Origin of the sequence: Streptomyces sp. NPDC020299, from assembly GCF_044387825.1 — a bacterium.
Taxonomy (GTDB): Bacteria; Actinomycetota; Actinomycetes; order Streptomycetales; family Streptomycetaceae; genus Streptomyces.
Genome location: NZ_JBIRWL010000001.1, coordinates 318,289 through 341,956, shown reverse-complemented (window position 1 = coordinate 341,956; position 23,668 = coordinate 318,289). Strand labels below are relative to the sequence as shown.

At 72.9% G+C, this 23,668-nt stretch carries 24 protein-coding genes and 1 pseudogene; 15 read left to right on the top strand and 10 right to left on the bottom strand.

The annotated features are described in order from the left end of the window. Positions 1-84: 84 nt before the first annotated feature. From ACH45E_RS01640 to ACH45E_RS01585, 12 genes are all read left to right on the top strand, one after another. Positions 85-372 (top strand): ArsR family transcriptional regulator, encoded by a 288-nt coding sequence (locus ACH45E_RS01640; RefSeq protein ID WP_361436317.1) that lies wholly within the window; start codon positions 85-87, stop codon positions 370-372. Between the two features lie 62 nt (positions 373-434). Then, complete coding sequence (locus ACH45E_RS01635; protein ID WP_361436319.1) at positions 435-1,397, top strand: SMP-30/gluconolactonase/LRE family protein; 963 nt, start codon at positions 435-437, stop codon at positions 1,395-1,397. Positions 1,398-1,475: 78 nt separating this feature from the next. Then, positions 1,476-1,979: a fluoride efflux transporter CrcB gene (crcB, locus tag ACH45E_RS01630; RefSeq protein ID WP_361436321.1), complete on the top strand. Its 504-nt coding sequence runs from the start codon at positions 1,476-1,478 to the stop codon at positions 1,977-1,979. Between the two features lie 9 nt (positions 1,980-1,988). Continuing rightward, complete coding sequence (gene crcB, locus ACH45E_RS01625; RefSeq protein WP_361436323.1) at positions 1,989-2,354, top strand: fluoride efflux transporter CrcB; 366 nt, start codon at positions 1,989-1,991, stop codon at positions 2,352-2,354. 75 nt (positions 2,355-2,429) lie between these two features. Next, positions 2,430-3,266 (top strand): undecaprenyl-diphosphate phosphatase, encoded by an 837-nt coding sequence (locus ACH45E_RS01620; protein ID WP_361436325.1) that lies wholly within the window; start codon positions 2,430-2,432, stop codon positions 3,264-3,266. 192 nt (positions 3,267-3,458) lie between these two features. Next, positions 3,459-4,136, top strand: coding sequence for a FadR/GntR family transcriptional regulator (locus ACH45E_RS01615; RefSeq protein ID WP_361436891.1), 678 nt, complete (start codon positions 3,459-3,461; stop codon positions 4,134-4,136). Beyond that, positions 4,133-5,569 (top strand): amino acid permease, encoded by a 1,437-nt coding sequence (locus tag ACH45E_RS01610; RefSeq protein WP_361436327.1) that lies wholly within the window; start codon positions 4,133-4,135, stop codon positions 5,567-5,569. The genes ACH45E_RS01615 and ACH45E_RS01610 overlap by 4 nt, the downstream gene beginning before the upstream one ends. Positions 5,570-5,580: 11 nt before the next feature. Beyond that, positions 5,581-6,597 (top strand): asparaginase, encoded by a 1,017-nt coding sequence (locus ACH45E_RS01605; RefSeq protein WP_361436329.1) that lies wholly within the window; start codon positions 5,581-5,583, stop codon positions 6,595-6,597. Positions 6,598-6,913: 316 nt separating this feature from the next. Then, a complete protein-coding gene (gene aspA / locus ACH45E_RS01600) occupies positions 6,914-8,329 on the top strand; it encodes an aspartate ammonia-lyase (protein ID WP_361436331.1) in 1,416 nt (471 codons plus the stop codon). A 59-nt stretch (positions 8,330-8,388) separates the two neighbouring features. Beyond that, entirely contained in the window at positions 8,389-9,318 is a 930-nt protein-coding gene (locus tag ACH45E_RS01595; RefSeq protein WP_361436333.1) for a glutaminase, read from the top strand. 157 nt (positions 9,319-9,475) lie between these two features. Further along, positions 9,476-10,882, top strand: a complete 1,407-nt coding sequence (gene mptB / locus ACH45E_RS01590; protein ID WP_361436335.1) for a polyprenol phosphomannose-dependent alpha 1,6 mannosyltransferase MptB — start codon at positions 9,476-9,478, stop codon at positions 10,880-10,882. Beyond that, positions 10,879-12,264 (top strand): glycosyltransferase 87 family protein, encoded by a 1,386-nt coding sequence (locus ACH45E_RS01585; protein ID WP_361436337.1) that lies wholly within the window; start codon positions 10,879-10,881, stop codon positions 12,262-12,264. Before mptB ends, ACH45E_RS01585 begins: the two co-directional genes overlap by 4 nt. A gap of 59 nt (positions 12,265-12,323) precedes the next feature. On the opposite strand, the pseudogene ACH45E_RS01580 reads toward ACH45E_RS01585, so the two are convergent. Beyond that, a pseudogene (locus tag ACH45E_RS01580) lies at positions 12,324-13,139 on the bottom strand (D-alanyl-D-alanine carboxypeptidase family protein); the annotation flags it as partial. Between the two features lie 88 nt (positions 13,140-13,227). Next, the gene (gene rho, locus ACH45E_RS01575; RefSeq protein ID WP_361436339.1) at positions 13,228-14,382 is read right to left on the bottom strand and encodes a transcription termination factor Rho; all 1,155 of its coding nucleotides are present in this window, start codon (positions 14,380-14,382) and stop codon (positions 13,228-13,230) included. Positions 14,383-15,032: 650 nt separating this feature from the next. On the opposite strand from rho, the gene ACH45E_RS01570 reads away from it, so the two are divergent. Beyond that, positions 15,033-15,920, top strand: a complete 888-nt coding sequence (locus tag ACH45E_RS01570; RefSeq protein ID WP_361436341.1) for a hypothetical protein — start codon at positions 15,033-15,035, stop codon at positions 15,918-15,920. 19 nt (positions 15,921-15,939) lie between these two features. Here the strand turns inward: ACH45E_RS01570 and ACH45E_RS01565 are convergent, their stop codons facing one another. After that, the gene (locus tag ACH45E_RS01565) at positions 15,940-16,347 is read right to left on the bottom strand and encodes a nuclear transport factor 2 family protein (RefSeq protein WP_361436343.1); all 408 of its coding nucleotides are present in this window, start codon (positions 16,345-16,347) and stop codon (positions 15,940-15,942) included. A gap of 70 nt (positions 16,348-16,417) precedes the next feature. On the opposite strand from ACH45E_RS01565, the gene ACH45E_RS01560 reads away from it, so the two are divergent. Together ACH45E_RS01560 and ACH45E_RS01555 are read left to right on the top strand one after the other, a co-directional pair. Then, the gene (locus ACH45E_RS01560; protein ID WP_361436346.1) at positions 16,418-16,981 is read left to right on the top strand and encodes a PadR family transcriptional regulator; all 564 of its coding nucleotides are present in this window, start codon (positions 16,418-16,420) and stop codon (positions 16,979-16,981) included. A 5-nt stretch (positions 16,982-16,986) separates the two neighbouring features. Further along, positions 16,987-17,730, top strand: a complete 744-nt coding sequence (locus ACH45E_RS01555; protein WP_361436348.1) for a class I SAM-dependent methyltransferase — start codon at positions 16,987-16,989, stop codon at positions 17,728-17,730. Here the strand turns inward: ACH45E_RS01555 and ACH45E_RS01550 are convergent. The 7 genes from ACH45E_RS01550 to ACH45E_RS01520 form a co-directional block, all read right to left on the bottom strand. Further along, complete coding sequence (locus tag ACH45E_RS01550; RefSeq protein ID WP_361436350.1) at positions 17,708-18,451, bottom strand: GntR family transcriptional regulator; 744 nt, start codon at positions 18,449-18,451, stop codon at positions 17,708-17,710. The genes ACH45E_RS01555 and ACH45E_RS01550 overlap by 23 nt on opposite strands. Positions 18,452-18,581: 130 nt before the next feature. Continuing rightward, entirely contained in the window at positions 18,582-19,757 is a 1,176-nt protein-coding gene (locus ACH45E_RS01545; RefSeq protein WP_361436352.1) for a serine hydrolase domain-containing protein, read from the bottom strand. Between the two features lie 108 nt (positions 19,758-19,865). Continuing rightward, positions 19,866-20,270, bottom strand: coding sequence for a nuclear transport factor 2 family protein (locus tag ACH45E_RS01540; RefSeq protein WP_361436354.1), 405 nt, complete (start codon positions 20,268-20,270; stop codon positions 19,866-19,868). 10 nt (positions 20,271-20,280) lie between these two features. After that, positions 20,281-21,249, bottom strand: a complete 969-nt coding sequence (locus ACH45E_RS01535; RefSeq protein WP_361436356.1) for an acetylxylan esterase — start codon at positions 21,247-21,249, stop codon at positions 20,281-20,283. Between the two features lie 145 nt (positions 21,250-21,394). After that, positions 21,395-21,973, bottom strand: a complete 579-nt coding sequence (locus ACH45E_RS01530) for a hypothetical protein (RefSeq protein WP_399039937.1) — start codon at positions 21,971-21,973, stop codon at positions 21,395-21,397. Positions 21,974-22,160: 187 nt separating this feature from the next. After that, on the bottom strand, positions 22,161-22,949 hold the full coding sequence (locus tag ACH45E_RS01525; protein WP_361436360.1) for a ferredoxin reductase: 789 nt from the start codon (positions 22,947-22,949) through the stop codon (positions 22,161-22,163). Next, entirely contained in the window at positions 22,942-23,547 is a 606-nt protein-coding gene (locus tag ACH45E_RS01520; RefSeq protein ID WP_361436362.1) for a sulfite oxidase-like oxidoreductase, read from the bottom strand. Before ACH45E_RS01520 ends, ACH45E_RS01525 begins: the two co-directional genes overlap by 8 nt. Positions 23,548-23,668: the final 121 nt, after the last annotated feature.

Sequence of the window (23,668 nt, the reverse complement as noted above, 5' to 3'; positions counted from 1 at the left end):
GGTCGACGACTGTCGTACGCGGTGGTAGCGGCTGCGGGAGAGTGGGAAGACCGAACACGGGGAGGCGCGGACGGAGGCGATGCGATGCTGAGGACTCCCACGGGCGAACGACGCCTGGAGATCCTGGAGTGGCTCAAGGACCCGGCCGCGCACTTCCCACCGCAACGCCACGCCGACCTGACCGAGGACGGCGTCACCGCACACGCCGTCGCCGCCAAACTCGGCGTGTCCCGCCGGGCCGCCGAGACCCACCTCGGCCTGCTGACCCGCATCGGCCTGCTGCGCGCCAAACGGATCCGGCGCCGCACCTACTACCGGCGCGACGAGGTACGGATCGCCGAGGTGGCCCGGATGTTCGAGAAGGGCTGGTAGGGGCACCCACGAGCAGCGAGCATGGGACTTCACCAGCGTTCGACAGCGAAGGGCAGGCGCGCATGGACCGTCCCACGGAACTCGTTCCCCGCCATTACGTGGCGATCGGCGGCCGGGGCCCCGAGGACGTGGTGGCCGACGACCGGGGCCGCGTCCTGACCGGCGTGGAGGACGGCCGCATCCTCCGCCTCGACGGCCTGGCCGACCCCGGCACGGCCCGCGTCGAAGTGCTCGCCGACACCGGCGGCCGGCCCCTCGGCCTCGAACTCCTCCCGGACGGCGACCTGATCGTGTGCGACGCCGAACGGGGCCTGCTGCGCGTCGGACCGGGCGACGGCTCCGTCCATGTGCTGGCCGACTCGGTGGCGGGGGAGCCGCTGCGGTTCTGCAGCAACGTGGTGGCCCTGTCCGACGGCAGCCTCTGCTTCACCGTCTCCAGCCGCCGCCACCCGCTGCGGCACTGGATGGCCGACCTGGCCGAACACTCCGGCACCGGACGCCTGCTGCGCCTCCCGCCCGGCGGTGGCAGCCCCGAGGTGCTGCTGGAGGGGCTGCAGTTCGCCAACGGCGTCGCCCCGAGCGCGGACGAGTCCTTCCTGGTCGTGGCCGAGACCGGCGCCCGCCGGCTGACCCGCGTCCGGCTCACCGGCCCCTGGGCGGGCACCGCCGAGCCCTTCGCCGACGGCCTCCCGGGCATGCCCGACAACATCTGGCGCGCCGGGAAGTCCGGCCCGATCTGGGTGGCCCTGGCCGGACCGCCCGTCCCGCCGCTGGACCTGCTGCACCGCACCCCGCCCGCCGTACGCCGCGCCGCGGCCCGGGCCGCCGCGCACGCCCCCTATCGCCCGACGGGCTACGCCGGCGTCCTGGCCGTCGACGACGACGGCACCACGGTCCACCACCTCACCCGCCGCCGCTCCGGCTTCCGCATGGTCACCAGCGTCTGCGAGACCGACGGCCACCTGGTCCTGGGCAGCCTGTGGGAGCGCGGAGTCGCGGTCTGTGAGGTGCCCGCCGCGAGGTGACCCGCGGGTACACCCGGGCGGTACCCTGATGCCCGGCCGTGATCCAGTCGACGGGGCCGGATCAGGAGACGTTCGACCATGACAGCCCCGGAAGCCGAGAGCCTCCGCGTCCAGTCCGGCCCCGTGCGGCGACCGGCCTGGCGCGCGCAGGCACCCGTGGTCGCGGTGGTCGCACTCGGCGGCGCGCTCGGCGCGACGGCCCGCTACGCACTGTCCCTGGCATGGCCCACGCCCCCCGGCGGCTTCCCCTGGGCGACCTTCTGGACCAACGTCGGCGGCTGCGCCGTGATCGGTGTGTTCATGGTGGTCATCAGCGAGGTGTGGGCCGCCCACCCCCTCGTCCGCCCGTTCTTCGGCACCGGCGTGCTCGGCGGCTTCACCACCTTCTCCACCTACGCCGTCGACATCCAGCGGCTGCTCGACGGCGGCCGGCCCGGCACGGCGCTGGCCTATCTCGCCGCGACCCTGCTCGCGGCCCTGACGGCGGTGTGGGCCGCCGCTGCGGCGACCCGCGGCGTCCTGAAGCCGCGAGGCGGGCCCGAACCAGGGCGCAAGTCCGGGCAAAACGGACGAGAAGGGTAAGAGGTCGTTGTGAACTGGCTGTTGGTCGTCCTCGGGGCCATGGTCGGTGCGCCGCTGCGCTACCTGACCGACCGTGCGGTGCAGTCCCGGCACGACTCGCGCCTGCCCTGGGGCACGTTCGTGGTGAACGTCACCGGCTGCCTGGTCCTGGGCGTGCTGACCGGGGCGTCCTCGGCCGATCCGCACCTCCGGCTGCTGCTGGGCACCGGCCTGTGCGGGGCGCTGACGACGTACTCGACCTTCTCCTGGGAGACTCTGAGGCTGACCGAGACCGGTGCGGGGCTCTACGCTGCCGCCAATGCCCTCGCGAGCGTGGCGGTGGGTCTCGGTGCGGCCTTCGCCGGTGTGTCGCTCGCCCAGACGGTGTGGGCGTAGGCACCAGCCGCACAACCGGGCATAGTAAGACTGTCTACAGCACTGTCGACCAACTCCTGAGCAGAACTGGATCCCATGAGCGCCATCTCCGTCGGTCAAGCCGTCGTCCTCGGTGTCGTCGAGGGGGTGACCGAATTCCTCCCCGTGTCCTCGACCGGCCACCTCAAGATCACCGAGGGGCTCATGCACATCCCCGTCGACGACAAGTCCGTGGTCGGCTTCTCGGCGGTCATCCAGGTCGGCGCCATCGCCGCCGTGCTGGTGTACTTCTTCAAGGACATCGTGCGGATCGTCTCCGCCTGGGGCCGCGGCATCCGCAACAAGGAGGAGCGCTACCACCACGACTACAAGTTCGCCTGGTGGGTGATCTACGCGACCATCCCGATCGTCGCGGTGGGCCTGGCCGCCAAGCCGCTGATCGAGGGCCCGCTCGCCTCGCTGTGGGTGGTCGCGGGCTCGTTGATCGTCGGGTCCGGTGTGATGTGGGCCGCGGACCAGATGGGCCGGCACAAGCGCGGCGAGGACGACACCTCGTTCAAGGACGCGATGCTGGTCGGCTGCTCCCAGATCCTCGCCCTGCTCTTCCCCGGCTTCTCCCGCTCCGGCGCCACCATGTCCACCGCGCTCATCCTCGACCTGGACCGCGTGGCCGCCACCCGGCTGTCCTTCTTCCTCGGCATCCCGGCCCTGACCGGTGCCGGCCTGTACGAGCTGAAGGACGCCCTGGGGACGGGTGTGGGCGCCGCCCCGCTGGTGGTCGGCACGGTCGTCTCCTTCGTGGTCGCCTACGCCTCCATCGCCTGGCTGCTGAAGTTCGTCGCCAAGCACTCCTTCAACGCCTTCGTGCTGTACCGGATCGTCATCGGCGTGGCCCTCTTCGGCCTGCTGGGCTCCGGGGTCCTCGACGGCTGACGGGCCTGAGGCCGTCGGCCTGAGGCCGTCCGTGATCTCCCACGGGGTGTGATGCAGAGTTTCATGCATCACACCCCGTGAATGTTTCCTTTCCAGGTGCCTTGACACTGCCGTCCCGCAACCCGCAGGATCGAGCCCGTGAACCTGTCAGACAGCCAGACAGGTGGCCCGGTTCCCCGGCGCGTCAGCGCCATGGAAGCCGTACTCGGCCACCTCCGCGGTGCCATCGAACGCGGCGAGTACGCGATCGGCGACAAGCTCCCCTCCGAGGCGGAGCTCTGCCGCACGCTCGAGGTGTCCCGGCCCGTGCTCCGCGAGGCGCTGCGGGCCCTGCAGACGATGGGCCTGACGGTCTCCCGGACCGGCAAGGGCACCTTCGTCGTGGCCAGTGCCGTCGAAGATCCCACCTTCGGCGACTACGCGGCCAGCGACCTGCTCGAGGTGCGCCGGCACATCGAGATCCCGGTCGCCGGGTACGCGGCCGCGCGCCGCACCCCCGAGAACCTCGACCACCTCGCCCATCTGCTCGACCGCATGGAGCGGGAGACGGACACCACCGCGTGGGTCGCGATGGACACCCTCTTCCACCTCGCCGTGGCCGAGGCCGCCCAGAACCCGGTCTTCCGCCGGGTCATCGAGGAGATCCGTGACGCACTGGCGCGTCAGTCGGCCTTCCTCAACGAGCTGGGCGGCCGCCGTGAGCAGTCCAACCGCGAGCACCGGGCGATCGTCGAGGCGCTGGCCGACGGCTGCGAACACGACGCGGTGGAGGCCATGAGCCACCATCTCGACCGCGTCGAGACGACCCTGACCGACATCGTGCGCTCCCCGCGCACGGACACCCCCACGGAAGGCGGACCCGAGGCGTGAGCGAGCACCTCAAAGAAGAGACGCGCCCCTCGTCCGGTCACGTCGACGCCGGAGACGCGGGCTACAGCAAGTCCCTGAAGTCCCGGCACGTCAACATGATCGCCATCGGCGGCGCCATCGGCACCGGCCTCTTCCTCGGCGCCGGCGGCCGTCTCGCCGACGCCGGACCCTCCCTGTTCGTCGCGTACGCGGTCTGCGGCGTCTTCGCCTTCCTCGTCGTCCGCGCCCTCGGCGAACTCGTGCTCTACCGGCCGTCCTCCGGCGCCTTCGTGTCGTACGCCCGGGAGTTCCTCGGCGAGAAGGGCGCGTACACCGCGGGCTGGATGTACTTCCTGAACTGGGCGACCACCGGCATCGCCGACATCACCGCGGTGGCCACCTACACCCACTACTGGGGCATGTTCTCCGACATCCCGCAGTGGGTGATCGCGCTGATCGCCCTGGCCGTGGTCCTCACCGTGAACCTGATCTCGGTGAAGATCTTCGGCGAGATGGAGTTCTGGTTCGCGATCGTCAAGGTCAGCGCGCTCGTCGTCTTCATGTGCATCGGCATCTACCTGCTGGTCACCCAGCACCCGGTCGACGGCAGCCACCCCGGCCCGTCACTGATCACCGACAACGGCGGCCTGTTCCCCAACGGGCTGATGCCCATGCTGCTGATCATCCAGGGCGTCGTCTTCGCCTACGCCTCCGTCGAGCTGGTCGGTGTCGCGGCCGGTGAGACCGAGAACCCCGAGAAGATCATGCCGAAGGCGATCAACTCGATCATGTGGCGGGTGGGCCTGTTCTACGTCGGTTCGGTCGTCCTGCTGTCGATGCTGCTGCCCTGGAACAAGTACACGGCGGGGGAGAGCCCCTTCGTCACCGTGCTGTCCCACATCGGTGTCCCGGCGGCCGGCGGCGTGATGAACCTGGTCGTCCTCACCGCGGCGATGTCCTCGCTCAACTCCGGCCTGTACTCCACCGGCCGCATCCTGCGCTCGATGGCGGTCAGCGGCTCGGCCCCGAAGTTCACCGCGCGGATGAGCCGCAGCCAGGTGCCGTACGGCGGGATCCTGCTCACCAGCGGTATCTGTGTCCTGGGCGTCGGCCTCAACTTCGTCGTCCCCGCGGACGCCTTCGAGATCGTGCTCAACTTCGCGGCGATCGGTATCCTTGCCACCTGGGGCATGATCATGATCTGTCACCTGTTCTTCTGGCGGAAGACCCAGAAGGGCGAACTGACCCGGCCCGGGTACCGGCTGCCGGGTTCGCCCTGGACCGAACTCGTGACGCTGGCGTTCCTCGCCTCCGTCCTGGTCCTGATGTACGCCGACGGCGGCGCCGGACGCACCACCGTGCTGTGCCTGCCGCTGATCGTCGCAGCGCTGGTCGCCGGCTGGTACGCCATCCGCGGCCGTACGGCGCGCCAGTCCACCACACCCAACCAGTGATACAGGCAGTGATGTACAGCAGTTTCCCCGCGGAGGCACCCCTCGTCCGCGAGCCGCTCCACGCTCCCGTCGCCCACCTGATACGCGGCGGGATCGTCGAGGGCGTCCACTACGGTTCCGTCGTCGTCCTCGACGGCGACGGACAGGTCCGGCTGCAACTCGGCGACATCGAGGCGGCCTTCTACCCCCGCTCGGCCCTCAAGCCCGTGCAGGCCGTGGCCATGGCGCGGCTCGGGCTGCCGCTCGACGGCGCCCTGCTGTCCCTGGCCGCGGCGAGCCACTCCGGCGAGGAGTACCACCTCGCCGGCACCCGGCGGATCCTCGAACTCGCCGGGCTCACCGAGGACGACCTGCGCAACGTCCCCGACCTGCCGTTCGACCCCGTCGTCCGGGACGCCTGGGTCCGGGAGGGCCGCCTGCCCAACCGGCTCGCCCAGAACTGCTCCGGCAAGCACGCGGCGATGCTGTGGACCGCCAAGCTCAACGGCTGGTCCCTGAAGGACTATCTGGACCCCGCGCACCCCCTCCAGCGGGCGATCGCGGAGACCGTCGAGGACCTCACCGGCCAGCGCATCGCCCGCGTGACCGTCGACGGCTGCGGCGCCCCGCTGTTCTCCGTCTCCCTGCACGGCCTCGCCCGGGCCGCCGCCCGGATCACCACCGCGGCGCCCAGCACGGCCGAGGCCCAGGTGGCCGACGCCATGCGCGAGCACGCCGAGATGGCCTCCGGCTCCGGCCGTGACGTGGCCGCCCTGATGCGGGCCGTGCCCGGCCTGCTGGCCAAGGACGGCTTCGAGGGCGTCCAGGTCGCCGCCCTCCCGGACGGCCGGGCCGTAGCCGTCAAGATCGCCGACGGTGCCAGCCGGGCCCGCGTCCCGGTCGCCGCCGCCGCCCTCGCCCGCGCGGGCGTCGACCCCGCCCACCTCACCGAGTTCGCGGGCGAGCCGCTGCTCGGCGGCGGCGAACCCGTGGGCTGCGTACGCGCGGTCCGCGCCCTGGACCCGGTCCCGCTCACGGCTTGCGCGTAGCCGCGGCGCTCGGCTTCGGCGGGGTCGGCGGTGTTGTCCGCGGCGCTTGGGCGGTCGGCTCGGCGGGCGGTGTTCGTGGTGCCGGCCGGGGCCGGTCCTCGGGCGGCGTCCGCGGTGTCCGTCGAGTGTGAACGCCGGGGCACGTCCGTGGCGTCGGCCGGGTCCGGCCGGCGGGCGGTGTCCGCGGCGAACCCAGCCACGGCCCGCCCCCTCACCGGCGGTCAGCCGCCCCCGCCATCCCCGGCGAACCCCGCGCGGTCACCCACGCCGCCCACCCCACCCTCACCTCCGTACCTCCGAAAGAGGCCCGCACCCCATGACCGCCGCTGCCACCACCCGCACCGAACACGACCTGCTCGGAGACCGTGACGTCCCCGCCGACGCGTACTGGGGTGTCCACACCCTGCGCGCCACGGAGAACTTCCCGATCACCGGCACGCCGATCTCCGCCTACCCGCATCTGATCGACGCCCTGGCCGCCGTGAAGGAGGCCGCCGCGCTGGCGAACGACGAACTCGGGCTGCTGGAGCCGAAGAAGGCGGCCGCCATCGTCGAGGCGTGCCGGGAGATCCGGGACGGCAAGCTGCACGACCAGTTCGTCGTGGACGTCATCCAGGGCGGCGCGGGCACGTCCACCAACATGAACGCCAACGAGGTCGTCGCGAACCGGGCGCTGGAACTGCTGGGGTACGAGAAGGGGCGGTACGCGCATCTGCACCCCAACGAGGACGTCAACCTCGGCCAGTCGACGAACGACGTCTACCCCACCGCCGTGAAGATCGCGACCGTCTTCGCGGTGCGCGGGCTGCTCGAGGCGATGGCCGTGCTGCAGGACTCCTTCGCCCGCAAGGCGGTCGAGTTCCGGGACGTGCTGAAGATGGGGCGCACGCAGTTGCAGGACGCGGTGCCGATGACGCTGGGCCAGGAGTTCTCGGCGTTCGCGGTCATGCTCGACGAGGACCGCAGCAGGCTCGCGGAGGCCGTCGAGCTGATCCACGAGATCAATCTGGGCGCCACCGCGATCGGCACCGGGCTCAACGCCCCCGCGGGGTACGCCGAGTCCGCCCGCCGGCACCTCGCCGCGATCACCGGCCTGCCCCTGGTCACCGCCGCCAACCTGGTCGAGGCCACCCAGGACTGCGGCGCGTTCGTCCAGATGTCCGGCGTGCTCAAGCGCGTCGCGGTCAAGCTGAGCAAGAGCTGCAACGACCTGCGCCTGCTGTCCTCCGGGCCCCGCGCGGGCCTCGGCGAGATCAACCTGCCGCCGGTGCAGGCCGGTTCGAGCATCATGCCGGGGAAGGTCAACCCGGTGATCCCCGAGGTCGTCAACCAGGTCGCCTTCGAGGTGATCGGCAACGACGTCGCCATCACCATGGCCGCCGAGGCCGGACAGCTCCAGCTCAACGCCTTCGAGCCGATCATCCTGCACTCCCTCTCCGAGAGCATCACGCACCTGCGGACCGCCTGCCTCACGCTCGCCGAGCGCTGCGTGAACGGCATCACCGCCAACACCGAGGCCCTGCGCGCCACCGTCGAGAACTCCATCGGTCTGGTCACCGCCCTCAACCCGCACATCGGGTACACGGCCGCCACCGACATCGCCAAGGAGGCCCTCGCCACCGGCCGCGGTGTGGCCGAACTGGTGCTGGAGAAGGGCCTGTTGCCCGCCGAGACACTCGCCGGCCTGTTGCGCCCGGAGGTCCTCGCGGGCAGCGTGACACCCCTCACCTGACCTGCGCCGACGCAGCGGCGATGGACGCATCGGGACCGGCCGGAGGCACAATAGTGATCATGACAACGACGTCGTCCTTCACCTTCCTGCCGGTCCTGGAGCGCATCGCCGAGGAGATCGAGCGGACGCCCGGCCGCGGGCGTCCCGCCGACTACATCCCGGCGCTCGCGGCCTGCGACCCGCGCCGCTTCGGCATGGCCGTCGCCGAGCTGGACGGCACGGTCTACGGGGTGGGGGACTGGCGGCAGCCGTTCTCGGCGCAGTCCATCACCAAGGTCTTCACCCTCGCCCTGGACCTGGCCCGCGAGGGCGACGCACTCTGGGAGCACGTGGGCCGCGAGCCCTCCGGCAACCCGTTCAACTCCCTGGTGCAGCTGGAGTACGAGAACGGCATCCCGCGGAACCCCTTCATCAACGCGGGCGCCCTCGTCGTCACCGACCGCCTCCAGACCCGTACCGGCGACGCGGCCGGCGAGCTGCTGGCCTTCCTGCGCGCCGAGAGCGGCAACGCGGCCCTGGACTTCGACAAGGACATCGCCGCGTCCGAGACCGCGCACGGTGACCGCAACGCCGCCCTCGCCCATTTCATGGCGTCCTACGGCAACATCGACAACCCGGTCCCGGTCCTCCTCGACCAGTACTTCCGGCAGTGCTCCATCGCCGCCTCCTGCGCCGACCTCGCCCTGGCCACCACCTTCCTGGCCCGGCACGGCATCCGGGCCGACGGCACCCGCCTGCTCACCCGCAGCCAGGCCAAGCAGGTCAACGCGGTGATGCTGACCTGCGGGACGTACGACGCGGCCGGGAACTTCGCCTACCGGGTCGGCCTGCCCGGCAAGAGCGGGGTGGGCGGCGGGATCATCGCGGTCGTACCGGGCCGCTGCACGCTGTGCGTGTGGAGCCCGGGGCTCGACGAGCGCGGCAACTCCGTGGCGGGTGTGGCGGCCCTCGACCGGTTCACGACCCTGACCGGGCTGTCGGTTTTCTGATCCTCTCTGGTCCTCCCTCTGATCCTCTTTCTGATCCCCACAGTCCCCGCACAGTCCTCGGGCCCGATCACGTCCCGGTCACGCGCAGGCCGTCCTTCGGAGGGAGCCAGGTCGCCTTCCGGCCATCCGGCGTTGCCACGCTGCCCCGGTGTTGGCCATGGCTTTTCCCGTCGATCTCCGCCGCTGCCAGGTACTGGGCCTGGCCGGTACCGCCTGCCTCGCGCTGGGCGGTGAGACGGCCGGCGCCCTGCCCGTGCGGGAACTCCTCGCCCCCGCCTCCGTCCGCGCCGCCCTCGGCCTGGTCGGCGTGTACTTCGGCGTGGTCCTGCTGATCGCGGCCTGGCTGCTGCTGGGACGCCTGGTGCGCGGCGACCGTCCGCCGACCCCGCGGGCCCTGCTCCTGGTCCTCGCCGTGTGGGCGGCCCCGCTGCTGCTGGCGCCGCCGCTGTTCAGCCGGGACGTGTACAGCTACCTCGCGCAGGGCGCCATGGTCGACGCCCACATGGACGTGTACGCGCACGGCCCGGCCCGGCTCGGCGGCCCGCTCGCCGACGAGGTCGCACCGGTGTGGCGGAACACCGGTGCCCCGTACGGACCGGCCTTCCTGGCGGTCGCCTCCGCCCTGGCCGGCCTGACCCGGGGCGAGCTGCCCGCCGGGCTGTTCGGGATGCGGCTCCTCGCGCTGCTCGGCGTGGCCCTGATGGCCGCCGCGCTGCCCCGCCTCGCCCGGCACAGCGGCGCCGACCCGGCCGCCGCCCTGTGGCTCGGCGCCCTGAACCCGCTGGTGCTGCTGCATCTGGTGGCCGGGGCCCACAACGACGCCATCATGCTCGGCCTGCTGGGATTGGGCCTGGTGGCGGCGCTGCGACACGCCCCAGGCCGGTGGCCCGTCCTGGGCGCCGTTCTCGTGACGCTCGCGGCCCTGGTGAAGGCGCCCGCCGCGCTCGGCCTGCTGGCGGTCGTCGTCGTCCAGGTACGCGCGGGGCACAGACCGGTGCGGGCCGTGCTGACGACCTCACTGGCGGCCGGCGCGACCACGGCCGTCGCGACCGCCGTCGCCGGGACCGGGTACGGCTGGATCACCGCGCTGGACACACCGGTCTCCCCGCACAACTGGGCGCTCACCAGCCTGCTCGGCCGAGCCACCGCCGCCCTGCTCGAACGCCTCGGCAGCGGCCTGGCCCCGCTGGCCGTTCCGGCCTGGCACGTGCTCGGCCTCGCGGTCACCGCGGCCGTGGTCCTCCTCATCTGGCTGCGGCTGCGGCCCGCCCCGGTCTACGCGCTCGGCCTGAGCCTCGCCGTCGTGGCCGCCTTCGGCCCGGCGATCCGCCCCTGGTACGCCCTGTGGGGCCTGTTCCTGATCGCGGCCGCCGCGCCCAGTACCTCGGTACGGCGCCGGGTGGCCGCGGTCACGGGCGTGCTCGCGCTGGCGGTGCTGCCCAGCGGTGGCCCCGCGGACACCGGTCAGCTGGTGCTCGCCGTCTCCGGGGGCGTGCTCGCGGTCGTGGTCCTGACGCAGGCCCACCAGGCGGCCCGGACACCGGCCCTGGGGCGTGCGGCGTGAGGGGGCCGGGCACCGACCGGGGGCGGGTGCTCCTCGTCCTGGCCCTCTGCGCCGCGGTGACGGTCTTCACCGCGACCGTGCCGCTGCTGCGCGGCTTCTTCGACCTGCGCGTCTACTACGGGGCCGTGGACGGCTGGGTCCACCACGGCGGCCGGATCTACGACTACCGCGTGCCGGGGACGCCGTACGGCTTCACCTACCCGCCGTTCGCCGCCCTGGCCATGCTGCCGATGGCGCTCCTGCCCCTGCGCACCGCGATCGCCGCGTCCCTGCTGCTGAACCTGGCGGCGCTGGCGGTGGTGCTGCGCATCCTGGCCGGACCCGCCTGGCGACGGCACGGCTGGTACGGCTGGGCCCTGGCCGCCTGTCTGCTCGCGCTGTTCGAGCCGCTGCGCGACACCTTCAGCTTCGGCCAGGTCAATCTGCTGCTGCTGGCCCTGGTGCTGGCCGACGGCCGGCTGCTCGCGACCGGGCGGGGCCGCTGGGCGGGCGCCGGTATCGGACTGGCCGCCGCGATCAAGCTCACCCCGGCCGTCTTCATCGGTCTGCTGCTGCTCGCCCGCCGGTGGCGGGCCGCCGCGCTGGCGACGGCGGTCGCCGCCGGGGCGACCGCGCTGGCGGCCTGGGCGGATCCCGGAGCCTCCCGCTTCTACTGGACCGAGGCGCTGTGGGACACCGGCAGGGTCGGCCGGCTGGACTACGTCTCGAACCAGTCCCTCCAGGGGGTGCTGGCCCGGCTCGGCGAACCGGGCCGTCCGGTGTGGGCGACGGCCGTGCTGCTGGTGCTGTGCGTGTGGGCCTGGCGGTCGCGGGGAGCGGTCGCGGCCGGGGACTGGCCGGCCGCCTTCGCCCTCACCGGCCTCACCGCCTGCCTGGTCAGCCCGATCACCTGGGTGCACCACCTGGTGTGGCTGCTGCCGTCCTTCGCCGTGCTGGTCCGCGCCGGTCACCCGCGCCTGGCGGGCGCGCTGTACACGATGCTGTGCACCAGTGTGGTGTGGCTCTGGTACGACGACGCGTCCGGCCTCGACGGGTTCCTGGGCAGCAATGCCTACACGTGGATCACCCTGGGCCTGCTGCTCGGCCTGCCGGCCGGTCAGCCGTCCGCCTTCCGGCCGCCCTTGGCGCGCAGGGCCAGTGCCACGCCTGCGGCGCCGAGACAGGCGGCGCCCGCGACGACCCCGGCGTCCGGCCAGTCGGATTCCGTGCCGGCGGGAGGCGCCGGCGGGGCCGCCACGGGCTGCGCGGACGCGGCCGGGTGGGGCGGACGCGGGATCAGGGCGTCCAGCGAACCCACCGGATCGACGCGTCCGGAGGCGGCGAAGCCCCAGTCCAGCAGTGCGCGCGCCTCCTCGTACACGGCGAAGCCGCCGCCCTCCTGAGGGTTCATCACGGTCGTCACGAGCGTGCGCCCGTTCCGGCGCGCGGCGGCGACGAGCGTGTTCCCCGCGTTGGTGGTGTAGCCGTTCTTGACGCCGATCAGACCGGGGTACGGCTGCACGCCGTCCTCGCCGGTCAGCAGCCGGTTGGTGTTCTCGATGCCGTACGACCCGCCGTCGTCGCCGGGGAAGCGGGCCTGGGCGGTGGAGCAGTACCGGGCGAAGTCGCGGTTGCGCAGTCCGGCGCGGCCGAAGACCGCCAGGTCGTACGCCGACGACACCTGGCCGGGAGTGTCGTAGCCGTCCGGCGAGACGACCCTGGTGTCCAGGGCGCCCAGGGCGCGGGCCCTGACCTGCATCCGGTCCGCCGTGGTCTGCCAGCCGCCGGCGAGGGAGGCCAGGACGTGCACCGCGTCGTTGCCCGAGCTGAGGAAGACGCCCCGCCACAGGTCGGCGACCCGGTACGTGTGTCCCTCGACCACGCCGACCAGGCTGCTGCCCTCGCCGACGTCCGCCAGTTCCTTGGTGTCGACGGTGTGCCGGGAGCTCCCGGGCAGGGTCGGCAGCACGGTCAGGGCGAACAGCGTCTTGAGGGTGCTGGCGGGCGGCAGCCTGCGGTGCGCCTCGGACGAGGCCAGCACCTCGCCGCTGTCGGCGTCCGCCACCAGCCACGACAGCGCGGAGACGGCCGGGACCTCGGGCACCCCCGGGTGCGGACGGACCTGAGTGCCGGAACGGTAGAGGAGCGACGGCTGCGGGACCGCCGCCCTCGGCCGTCCGGGTGGGGCGGGGTCCGCCGACGCCGGGGCGAGCGCGAGCACCCCCGCGACGCAGAGGGCGCAGGTCGAGGCAGCCACCCGAGAGGAGAATCCGATCATCATACGAATCAACGTAGGAACGGACGTGCCGTGGCGCGCGTTGCCTGGGCCGGACGGCCCCGGGAGGCACCCGGATGCCGCACGCGGATCAGTCCGTCGGCAGTGTCGGCTGGACCCGCCGCAGGAACGTCGCGTTGTCGGGGGTCTCGCGCATCCGCCGCAGTAGCGTCTCAAGGTTCGCCGGGCCGCCGTCCCGCGACCGCAGCGCGCGGCGCAGCCCCCGTACGGTGGTCAATTCGGCCGGGGTGAGCAGGAGTTCCTCGCGGCGGGTGCCGGAGGCGTCGAGGTCCACGGCCGGGAAGAGCCGGTGGGAGGCCAGTTCCCGGTCCAGCCGCAGCTCCATGTTGCCGGTGCTCTTCAGCTCCTCGAAGAACAGGCCGTCGGCGCGGGAGCCGGTGTCCACCAGGGCGGTGGCCAGGATGGTGAGTGAGCCGCCCTCCTCGGCGTGCCGCGCCGCGCCGAAGAACCGCTTGGGGCCGAGCAGGGCGCCCGCGTCGACGCCGCCGCTGAGGGTGCGGCCGCCGGCGGAGGCCGCGTTGTTGTGGGCCCGGCACAGCCGGGTCAGGGAGTCGAGCAGGATGACGACGTCCTCGCCGTCCTCGACGAGCCGCTTGGCGCGCTCGACGACGAGTTCCGCGAGCGCGATGTGGTCCTTGGCCGACCGGTCGAAGGTCGAGGCGTACACCTCGCCGCGGACCGAGCGCCGCATGTCGGTGACCTCCTCGGGGCGCTCGTCGAGCAGCAGCACCATCAGCCGGCACTCGGGGTGGTTGCCCGCGACGGCGGCGGCGATCTGCTGGAGCAGCACGGTCTTGCCGGTCTTCGGCGGGGCCACGATCAGCCCGCGCTGGCCCTTGCCGACGGGGGTGAACAGGTCGGCGACGCGTCCGGCGAGCCCGGCCGCCGGGTGTTCGAGGCGGATCCGCTCGCGCGGGTGCAGCGGAGTCAGGTCACGGAAGTGGCGGCGTCCGCGGAGCGCCTCGGGTGTACGTCCGCCCACGCGCGCCACGTCGGTCAGGGTGCGGCGTTCGCCGCGGACGCCCTCGACGAGGTCGCCGCGGCGCAGGCCGTGACGCCGGATCAGCGCGGGGGAGACCTGGAGATCGGCGGGCGAGGGCAGGCAGCTCTCGGCGCGCAGGTGCCCCTTCCCGTGCGCGTCGATGTCGAGGACACCGGTGACGATCTGGTCGGCCGTGCGCTGCTGCCGTGCGGGAGGGTGTTCGAGTGTGGTGGTCGTGGTCATGAGGGTGGGGGGTCCTTTCCGGACGGTCGGAACGTGGGAACAAGGCATGGGAAGGGGGATCGGCCGCGCGGGGAGGGACGTGGGAACACGCCTCCGGCGGCGGAAGCAGCACCTCGGGTGATCGCGGACACGATGCGCCTGCGGCGGAAACGTCCTGCTCACGAGGTGGTGCGGAGAAGCCGGCGTGCCGGTCGCGAAGCGACGGGCGGCTCGGCTGAGCGAAGTGGAACGGGCACCGGCGCCCGGAACGGGGCGCACCTTGATGCTGATCGCACTGTACCAGTGGGCCCGCATCCGTCAACATGGCGTCGACCGGGTCTATTCCCCTGCCCCGCCGGTCGCGGCAGCGGCGGCAGCATCCTCGGAGCATCGGTCGGGCCGGCGGGCCGGTGGGTCGGCGGGCGGGAGGCCGCACTGCCCGCTCGGCTCCCATGCTCGGCAGCCCGCCTCCGGGCGCAGAACGCGAGTTGACGCGGAACACCGCTATGGACGGCGCCCGATCAGCCCATGACCGGCCGAGCCGCCCTTGCCGTTGGGCCGTGCTGCTCATGTCGTGTCGGTGTCGTCACCGGCCTGCACCAGATGTCCCCAGACCATAACGATCCTGGACGTGACGGGACTTGACCGCCCACATGCTTTATCTTCACGTCATGTCCACGCCGCCCACGCCGCCGCAGCAGCCCGACCAGCCGTCGGACGCGCCCGCTCAGCCGACCGCGTATCCCTACCCGAACCCGCAGTCGCCGCCGCCCGGCGGGCCGGCCGGTTTCCCGCCCCCGACGGTCCCGGCCCAGGCGCAGCAGGGCTTCTACGCCCAGCCGACCCTGGTCGGTCAGCCGGGCCAGCCGGGCAACCCGTATGCGCAGCCGAGTCCCTACGGTCCCGTGCCGGTCCCGCCGCCCGGCGGTGGCAACGGCGGTGCCGGGCGGGCGGTCCTGTGGGCCGTGGTCGGCGCGGTGGTGGCCTCCGCGGCCTGGGCGGCCGGCGTCTTCCTGATCGCCGGCAAGGACAGTGCGGACCTGCGCGGCTACTCCGCACCCTCGAACCTCTGCTCGGGCGGCGACTACTCCTCCTTCAAGGACGAGTACCCCGAGAACGACACCTCCCCGACCCACAACTCGCTCAAGGCCGCCGCCCTCGACGAGGGTTACTGCAGCCTCAGCCTGAAGAAGACGGGTTCGAGCTACGCGGACGCCTACCTGACCGCCCAGGTGGACCTGCACAAGAAGACCGACCCCGGGCCCGAGTTCACGGCCACCTGGAAGAACTACGACGACAGCCACTCCGGTTACGACGTGGAGAGCGTGAACGGCATCGGTGACGAGGCGTACCTCGTCACCGAGGACACCACCAGCGGCTCCTCCAGCGGCTCCCGCTACGCCACGCTGGCCGTACGGGACGGCTGGATGACGTACACCATGAGCTACAGCGCCTACCTGTCCTCGTACGACGCGGACAAGGACCCGCCGAAGCTCGACGAGGTGACCGACTGGCTGAAGTCGGACACGAAGGCCACCTTGGAGAACCTCAAGGGCTGACCCTCGCCCTCGCCCGACGTCAGGAGGCGGCGGCCGACCGGGCCTCCGCCTCCTTCGCGATCGCCTCGAACTGTGCGCCCATGGCAGCCGCGAGGGCCTGCGCGGCCGACAACGGCCGCACCATGACCGTCAGTTCGTCGATCAGGCCGTCCTCGTCGAGATGGATGAAGTCGCAGCCGGTCAGCTCGCGGTCGCCCACCCGGGTGGCGAAGACCAGCGCGTGGTCGCGCCCGTCGGCGCCGGCGAGCTCCCGCTCGTACCGGAAGTCCTCGAAGACCCGCGCGACCCCGCGCAGGATCGCCGCCGTGATCGCCTTGCCCGGGTACGGCTTGAACACGACCGGGCTGGTGAAGACCACGTCCTCGGCCAGGAGCGCCTCCACGGCGTCCATGTCGCCCGCCTCGACCGCCTCGCGGAACGCTCGCATCGGATCACCTCATAGTCAATTAGTTGAGTAATTGCGGATGACAATAGTCACCTGCTGTTAGCGTGTCCACATGTCTCTGAAGTACGCCGTCCTCGCCGCTCTGCTGGAGGGCGAGGCCTCGGGCTACGAGCTGTCCAAGGTCTTCGACGTGTCCCTGGCCAACTTCTGGCCGGCGACCCCGCAGCAGCTCTACCGCGAGCTGGAGCGGCTCGCGGGGGAGGGGCTGATCGAGGCCCGGGTGGTGCAGCAGGAGCGACGGCCCAACAAGCGGATGTTCACCCTCACCGAGGCCGGCCGCGCGGACCTGCGTTCCTTCGCCGCCGAGCCGCCCCGCCGGCCCACCGCCCTCCGCGACGAGCTCTTCATCAAGATCCAGGCGATGGACGGTGCGGACCCGGCCGTCACCCGCGAGCTGGTCGAGGAGCGCATGACCTGGGCGCGCGGCAAGCTCGACCGCTATCTGCGCGTCCGCGACCGCCTCCTCGGCGGCCGCACCGAGGAGCAGTACCTGAGCGAGTCCGACCGCGTCGGCCCGTATCTGACCCTGATGGGCGGGATCGCTTTCGAGGAAGGGAACCTGCACTGGTGCGAGCGGGTTCTGGCGCTCCTGGAGCGGCGCGTTGCCCTAGGCTGACCCGGATGTTCAGCCCCGAAGGCCCCACCCTGCGCGAACTCGCCGTGCAGGCGCTGTCGTCCGTCGAGCACGGCTACGACCTGCTCGCCCCGAAGTTCGACCACACCCCCTTCCGGACGCCGGACGGGGTGCTGGAGCCGGTGGCGGAGGCGCTCGCCCGGCTCGGTCCCGTCGCGGACGGCCTCGACCTGTGCTGCGGGACCGGCGCCGGTACCCAGGTGCTGGCGCGGGTGTGCCGCGAGAGCGTCACGGGCGTCGACTTCAGCGCCGGCATGCTCGCCGTCGCCCGGGAGCGGGTCCGCCCCGCCGGCCCCCGCGTGTCCTGGGTGCGCGGTGACGCCCGCGCCCTGCCGTTCGCCGCCGCCTTCGACCTGGTGGTCAGCTTCGGGGCGCTGGGCCACTTCCTGCCCCGCGAGCTGCCCGGCCTGTTCGCGCAGGTGCGCTCGGTGCTCCGCCCGGGCGGCCGGTTCGCGTTCCCCGTGCTCGGCCCGCCCCGGCCGACGACCCTCGCGTACTGGACGCTGCTCGGCTTCGACGCGGTGATGCGGGTGCGCAACGCCGTCTGGCGTCCGCCGTTCGTCATGTACTACCGCGCCTTCCGGTTCGGGGACGTGGTACGGGAGTTGGAGCGCGCCGGGTTCGTGGTGGAGCTGCACGCCCTGCCCGAGCTCGGGCGGCGCGCGGACGGCAGCCCCCGCGCCCGGCTGGTGATGGCACACAGTGGCGTCACCCCGCCGCCGGCACCGTGAACTCGTAGACCAGGGTGTCCTGCTGGGCGTCCACCACGAGATCGGTGATCTCCAGTGGCCGGGCGAACTGGTCGTGGACCCGTCGGGTCACCCGGACCGAGGAGGCGTCGGCGACCTGGCTGATGGAGTCCCGGTGGTGCAGGGTCAGTCCCGCCTTGCGCATCCAGTCGTAGGCCCGCTGCAGCTGCGCGGCCGCGGCGCCGTCGGCACGGTCGCGGTAGCGCCCCAGCTCGGCCACCTCGGACAGGGCCACGGCGGAGAACGACGTCACCGCGGTCCGCACGGCGCGGCCGTCGGGTGTGGCGGACTGGTAGCGGTGCACCAGGGTCGGCCGGTGCGGGGCGAGGCCGAGGGCGGCGGCATGCTCGGGCGGGGGAGCCTCCCAGGTGACGGTGGCCCGGTCGGCCGCGCCCGGATCGACGCTGCGGGCGCCCACCGGGAAGGCGAGCGACACCGGCTCCTCCACCGGCAGGCCGGGCAGGGTCGCGTGGGTGCCCCGCCGGTCGGTGGTCACCAGACCGTCGCGGCGCAGCACCTCCAGCGCCTGCCGGACGGTCTCCCGGCTGACGCCGAAGTGCTCCGCCAACCGCCGCTCGCCCGGCAGCCGTTCACCCGGCGGAATGGTTCCCTCGCTCAGCTCGCCGAGTAACTGCGTCGCGATCCGCCAGTAGAGGGGCTGGTCGTCGGTCTGCGGATGTTCCTGGGGGGTGGTGCGGGCCATGCCGCGCCTCCTGTTGGTGACAAGACGTAGCCGTGCGGGCTCATTGCGCGACCACATCTAGCATTGGTCTACACCAACAGGGAAGGGTGGCCTGCGGGTTCGGCCGAAACCGAACCGCGCGTCAAGGGCCTCACAGCGCGCGGTACAGGGCGTCCACGAGTGCCGTCTTACGCGGGTCGTCGGCGATGTGCGGCCCCATCCGGTTCATCACATAGCCCAGGGACACACCGGCCTCCGGGTCGGCGAGCCCGCAGGAACCGCCGAAGCCGTCGTGTCCGAAAGCGCGCGGATCGGGACCGTACGAGCCGTTCGGGCCGCTCAGCCACAGCCCCAGCCCGACCTCCGTCTCGTGCTCGAAACCGGCCCCCAGTACCAGGTCACGACAGCTGCCCTGGCCCTCCCGCACCCGCTCGGCCGCCTCGGCGGACAACACCCGCCGGCCGCCGTACGTCCCGCGCCCGGCGAAGACGCCGTACAGCTCGGCGACCGCCCGCGCCGTGCCGTGACCGTTGGCGGCCGGGATCTCGGCGGCCCGCCACTCGGGCGTGTTGGCCTCCTTCGCGCCCACCCCGGGATTGGTCAGCGCCGCGATCGCCGCGGGCGCCAACTGGCTGAAGATCGCGGACTGTTCGCTGCTCGGCGCGGCCCGTGCATGCACCAGCTCGGCCGCCCGGCCCGCCTCCCGCTCCGGCAGGCCGATCCGGAAGTCGATCCCGAGCGGCCCGGTCACCTCCCGCTCCAGGAACGCCCCCGGCAGCAGCCCCGAGACCCGCCGGACCACCTCGCCGACCAGGAAACCGTACGTCAGCGCGTGATAGCCGGACCGCGTCCCCGGCTCCCACCACGGCTCGGTCGCCGCGAGCCGCGCGGTCGTCAGCTCCCAGTCGTAGAGCTGCGGCAGCGAGTGCGGTTCGCGGATGCCGGAGAGTCCGGCGCGGTGCGACAGCAGATGCCGTACGAGGACCTTCTCCTTGCCCGCCGCGGCGAACTCGGGCCAGTAGTCGGCGACCGGCGCGTCGAAGTCGAGCAGCCCCCGGTCGGCGAGGATGTGCGCGCACAGCGCCACCGGCCCCTTGGACGTCGACCAGACGTTGACCAGGGTGTCCCGCTGCCACGGGCGGGTGCGTGCCGCGTCCGCCCAGCCGCCCCACAGGTCCACCACGGGCTCGCCGCCGACCGTCACCGCCACCGCGGCGCCGAGCTCCTCCCGGTCCCGGAAGTTCTCCTCGAACGCCCGCCGCACCGCCGTGAAGCGGGCGTCGCAGTGGCCCTGCACCCGTACCTCGTGAGCCTCGTCCCCGGACATCAGCCCTCCGTCGTCCGCCGTGGGTCCGGGCCGCGCCGCTGCGACCCGGACCCCTGAACGTACCGACTGGTCGGACTGGAGGGAAGGGTGGGGACGGGACAAGGGCGGTCAGCGGAAGAACAGCCTCCCGGTGGGCTCCCGGTGACCGTCCGCCGTGTGCCAGTAGTCCCGGGTCTCCACGGCGCGGCCCTCCTCGTCGAACCGCGCGAAGACGCAGCCCGCGAGCGTGGACGGCACGCCGTCCTCCTCCGCCAGGACCAGGAACTCCGCCACCGCGACGCCGTCCGGAGCGACGACCGGCGCCGAGAACCGCACGCCGGTCACCCGTTCCTCGACGAACGACCAGCGCAGGTAGGTCCCGAGCGCCTCCCGCCCGCGGTGCGGCTCACGGAACGGCATCGACCGGTGCACGCAGTCCTCGGCGTACAGCTCCAGCAGCGCCGCCACGTCGTGCGTGGCCCAGGCCCGCTCCCAGACCCGGACGAACCGCTCCGCGGCCTCCCGTGTGTCCATCCGCCGCCCCTCAGGCGTACGACCGCAGCCAGCGCAGCTTCGCCGCCTGCTGGTACGGGCCGCCGCCCTCGTGGTCGTTGAAGTCGTACACCTCGATCTCCTTGTCGTCGTGCGCCCAGGCGTTGAACGCGGCGAAGATCGTCGACGGCGGGCAGGTCTGGTCCTCCAGGGCCGTCGAGAACAGGGCGGGCGCCCGGCCGCGGGCCGCGAAGTGGACGCCGTCGAAGTAGGACAGCGTGCGCAGGACTTCATCGGTGCGGCCCCGGTGCGTCTTGAGGTAGAGGCCGATCTCCCGGTACGGGTGCCGGTCGGTCACGGTGACCGCGCGCGGGAAGTCGCACAGGAACGGCACATCCGGGGCGACCGCCACCAGGTCCGGGACCAGCCCGCCCACCGCGAGGGTGATGCCGCCGCCCTGGCTCCCGCCGGTCGCCACGGTCCGCGCCGCGTCGGTGAGCGGGTGCGAACGGGCCGCCTCGACCGCGCGCACCGCGTCCGTGAACACCCGGCGGTAGTAGTAGTTCTCGGGCGCGTCGACGCCCCGGGTCATGAAGCCGGGGTACGCCGGGGAGCCGCCCACCGGGTCGGCGGTGCCGCCCCCGCCGCCCCAGGCGCTGCCCTGGCCGCGTGTGTCCATCACGAAGTGCGCCCGGCCCGTCGACGCCCACAGCAGGTGCTCGTGCGGCAGCCCGCGCCCGCCGCCGTAGCCCACGAACTCCACCACCAGCGGCAGCGGCTCCGTGGCGCCGGCGGGCAGGGTCAGCCAGCCCTTCACCGGGTGGCCGCCGAACCCGGCGAACGTCACGTCGTACACCGACACGGTGGACAGCCCGCAGTCCACCGGTTCGAAACGGGCGTCCAGGTCGTGCTCCCGGGCCTCCTGGAGCGTCTTGGACCAGAAGGCGTCGAAGTCCTCGGGCTCGGCGGACTCACTGCGGTACGCGCGGAGTTCGTCCAGAGGAAGATCGAACAGGGCCATCAACAACCGCCTTTGAGTGAGAGCGTGCGGATGATCACACCGTACGTCGGTGATCGGAGGACTCGCCAGGCCCTCGCCGGGCACCGAGCCCCCTCGCCCGCGCCGGCCGGGTCAAGCCCTGCGCGGGGTCAAGCCCTGCGCCGGGTCAAGCCCTGCGCCGGCTCCAGTCCGGCCCCGTGCGGGCCCACTCCCGCTCCCACTCGTCCATCCGGTGCCGCAGCGAGACATGCCGGGCGATGCCGTGGCCGAGGAGGAGGACGGCCGCCGCGCCGCCCGCCACGCATACGCCGACGCCGACGGTGTGCTGCCAGACCGCGACATCGTCCGGCGGCGGGGCCACGCTGCGTCCCCGGGAGTCGAACCACACGTCCACCACGTCACCCTGACGCGCCTCCGCCGGGACCCGGGCCGACGCCGTACGCGTCCCCTGGCCCGGCTCCGCCCAGCGCACCGTCGTCCGGTAGGCCTGCCGGCCGCCCACCGAGGGCAGCCGCTCCGGCGTGTCGCCGATCACCTCGGCACGGACGCGGTGGCGTTCCGCCCGCTGCGCCGTGGCCGCGGTCCGCGCCTCCTCATGGGCCCACAGGCCCGCCAGTGCCCCGGCCAGGGGCGCGCCCACGAACAGCAGGACGGCGACCGCCAGCGCCGCCCACGCCTCCACGACGTCCGACCGGCGTCGCAGCGGATTGCGCCGCCAGCGCCATCCGCGCACCCGGGTTCGCATGTCGACCTCCTCGCCGTCACCCGCAGCGGCGGCCCCCTCGTGGACCACGGCACGTCGCACGCATGCGAGCGTCCACACCGGTCGCGTACCCCGTACGGAGCAGCTCGCTCACCCGCGGCGGAGCCGAGCATGGCAAAGGGACCCACAGCGCCGCTGGACGCCCGCTTGCGCGCCCCGGGCCCGCCCGTCAGCCGAAGCGCTCGATGCGGATCCGGTCGACCGGTTGCCCCGCGGCGACGAGCAGCCGCGAGGCGTGCTCCGCGAAGCCGTTGGAGCCGCACACATAGGCCTCCCACCCACCAGGAGGCTGCTCGGCCAGGAGCGGCGCCACATGTGCGGCCGCCATACGTCCCACCGGCACGCCCTCCGGTGCCCGGCGCGTGAACACGGCCGTGGTCTCCGCGCCCAGCTCGCGCGCGTAGATCAGCTCCTCCGGGGTCCGCGCGGACACCACCATGCGCAGCGGCACGGACAGGCCCCGCGCCCGGTGGTGCCGCACCATGGACATCAGCGGTACGGTTCCGGAGCCGGCGCCGACCAGCAGCGCGGGCCGGTCGCCCGGCCAGGCGAAGAAGCCGCTCAGCGGGCCGCGCACCTCGACCGTGTCACCCGGCCTGGCCACCGTGTGGAACCAGCCGGAGACCTCGCCGCCCTCGACGTGGTCCAGGGTCAGCTCGATGTGCCCGGAGCCGTCCGGCGCGGACGCGATGGAGTAGTGGCGCTGCGCCGTATAGCCGTCCTCGGCGGTGAGCCGCAGCATCAGATGCTGTCCGGGCAGATGCCCCGCCCAGGCCGGCACGGCGAGCCGGAAGGTGGCGGCCCGGGGCGTCTCCCGCCGGATCCCGGTGAGCGTGGCCGTCTGCCACACCGACGCGGCCGGGTCGCCGACCTCGATGCGTCCGGGCACCGCGAAACGGGCGGGGGGATTGAACGTCGTGGTGGTCGTGAACGTCGTGGTGGTCACCGTCTCAGTCACCGGAGTACCGCTGCTCCTCCCAGGGGTTGCCCCGCGCGTGGTAGCCGTTGCGCTCCCAGAAACCCGGCTCGTAGTGGTCGAGCAGGGTGATACCGGCGATCCACTTGGCGCTCTTCCAGAAGTACAGGTGCGGCACCAGCAGCCGGACCGGCCCGCCGTGCTCGGGGGCGAGCGGCTCGCCGCCGTACTCCCACGCGATCCAGGCGCGCCCGCCGGTGAGGTCGGCCAGCGGCAGGCCGGCGGTGTAGCCGGTGTGCGAGTACGCGACGGCATGGGTGGCGGAGCCGTGGGGCCGCACCGCGCCGAGGAAGGCGTCCAGCGACACGCCCCCGAACCGCACCCCGAACTTCGACCAGCCCGTCACGCAGTGGATGTCGCCCTCGTACGCGGACTCCGGCAGCGCGTGCGCCTCGTCCCAGTCCCAGGTGCGCGGCTCGGCCACCAGTCCGTCGACGCGGAACGTCCAGTCGGCGGGCGCGAGGTCGGGGGTGACCTCGGCGGACAGGACGGGCCAGTCGTCGCCGGCGTCGTACTGGCCGGGCGGCAGCCCCGCGCGGCCGGCGCGCGGGCGCCCGGTGAAGCCTCGGGTGACGTTCATGCTTCAACCGTACGCTGTCCCCGCCGGTGTTCCGTCCCTGGTCAGTGCCCGTCGTCGGGCTCCAGCATTGCGGCCGTATGAACTCCGGGCGGGTCCGGGAATAGCCCTCCCGTGTTCCCGC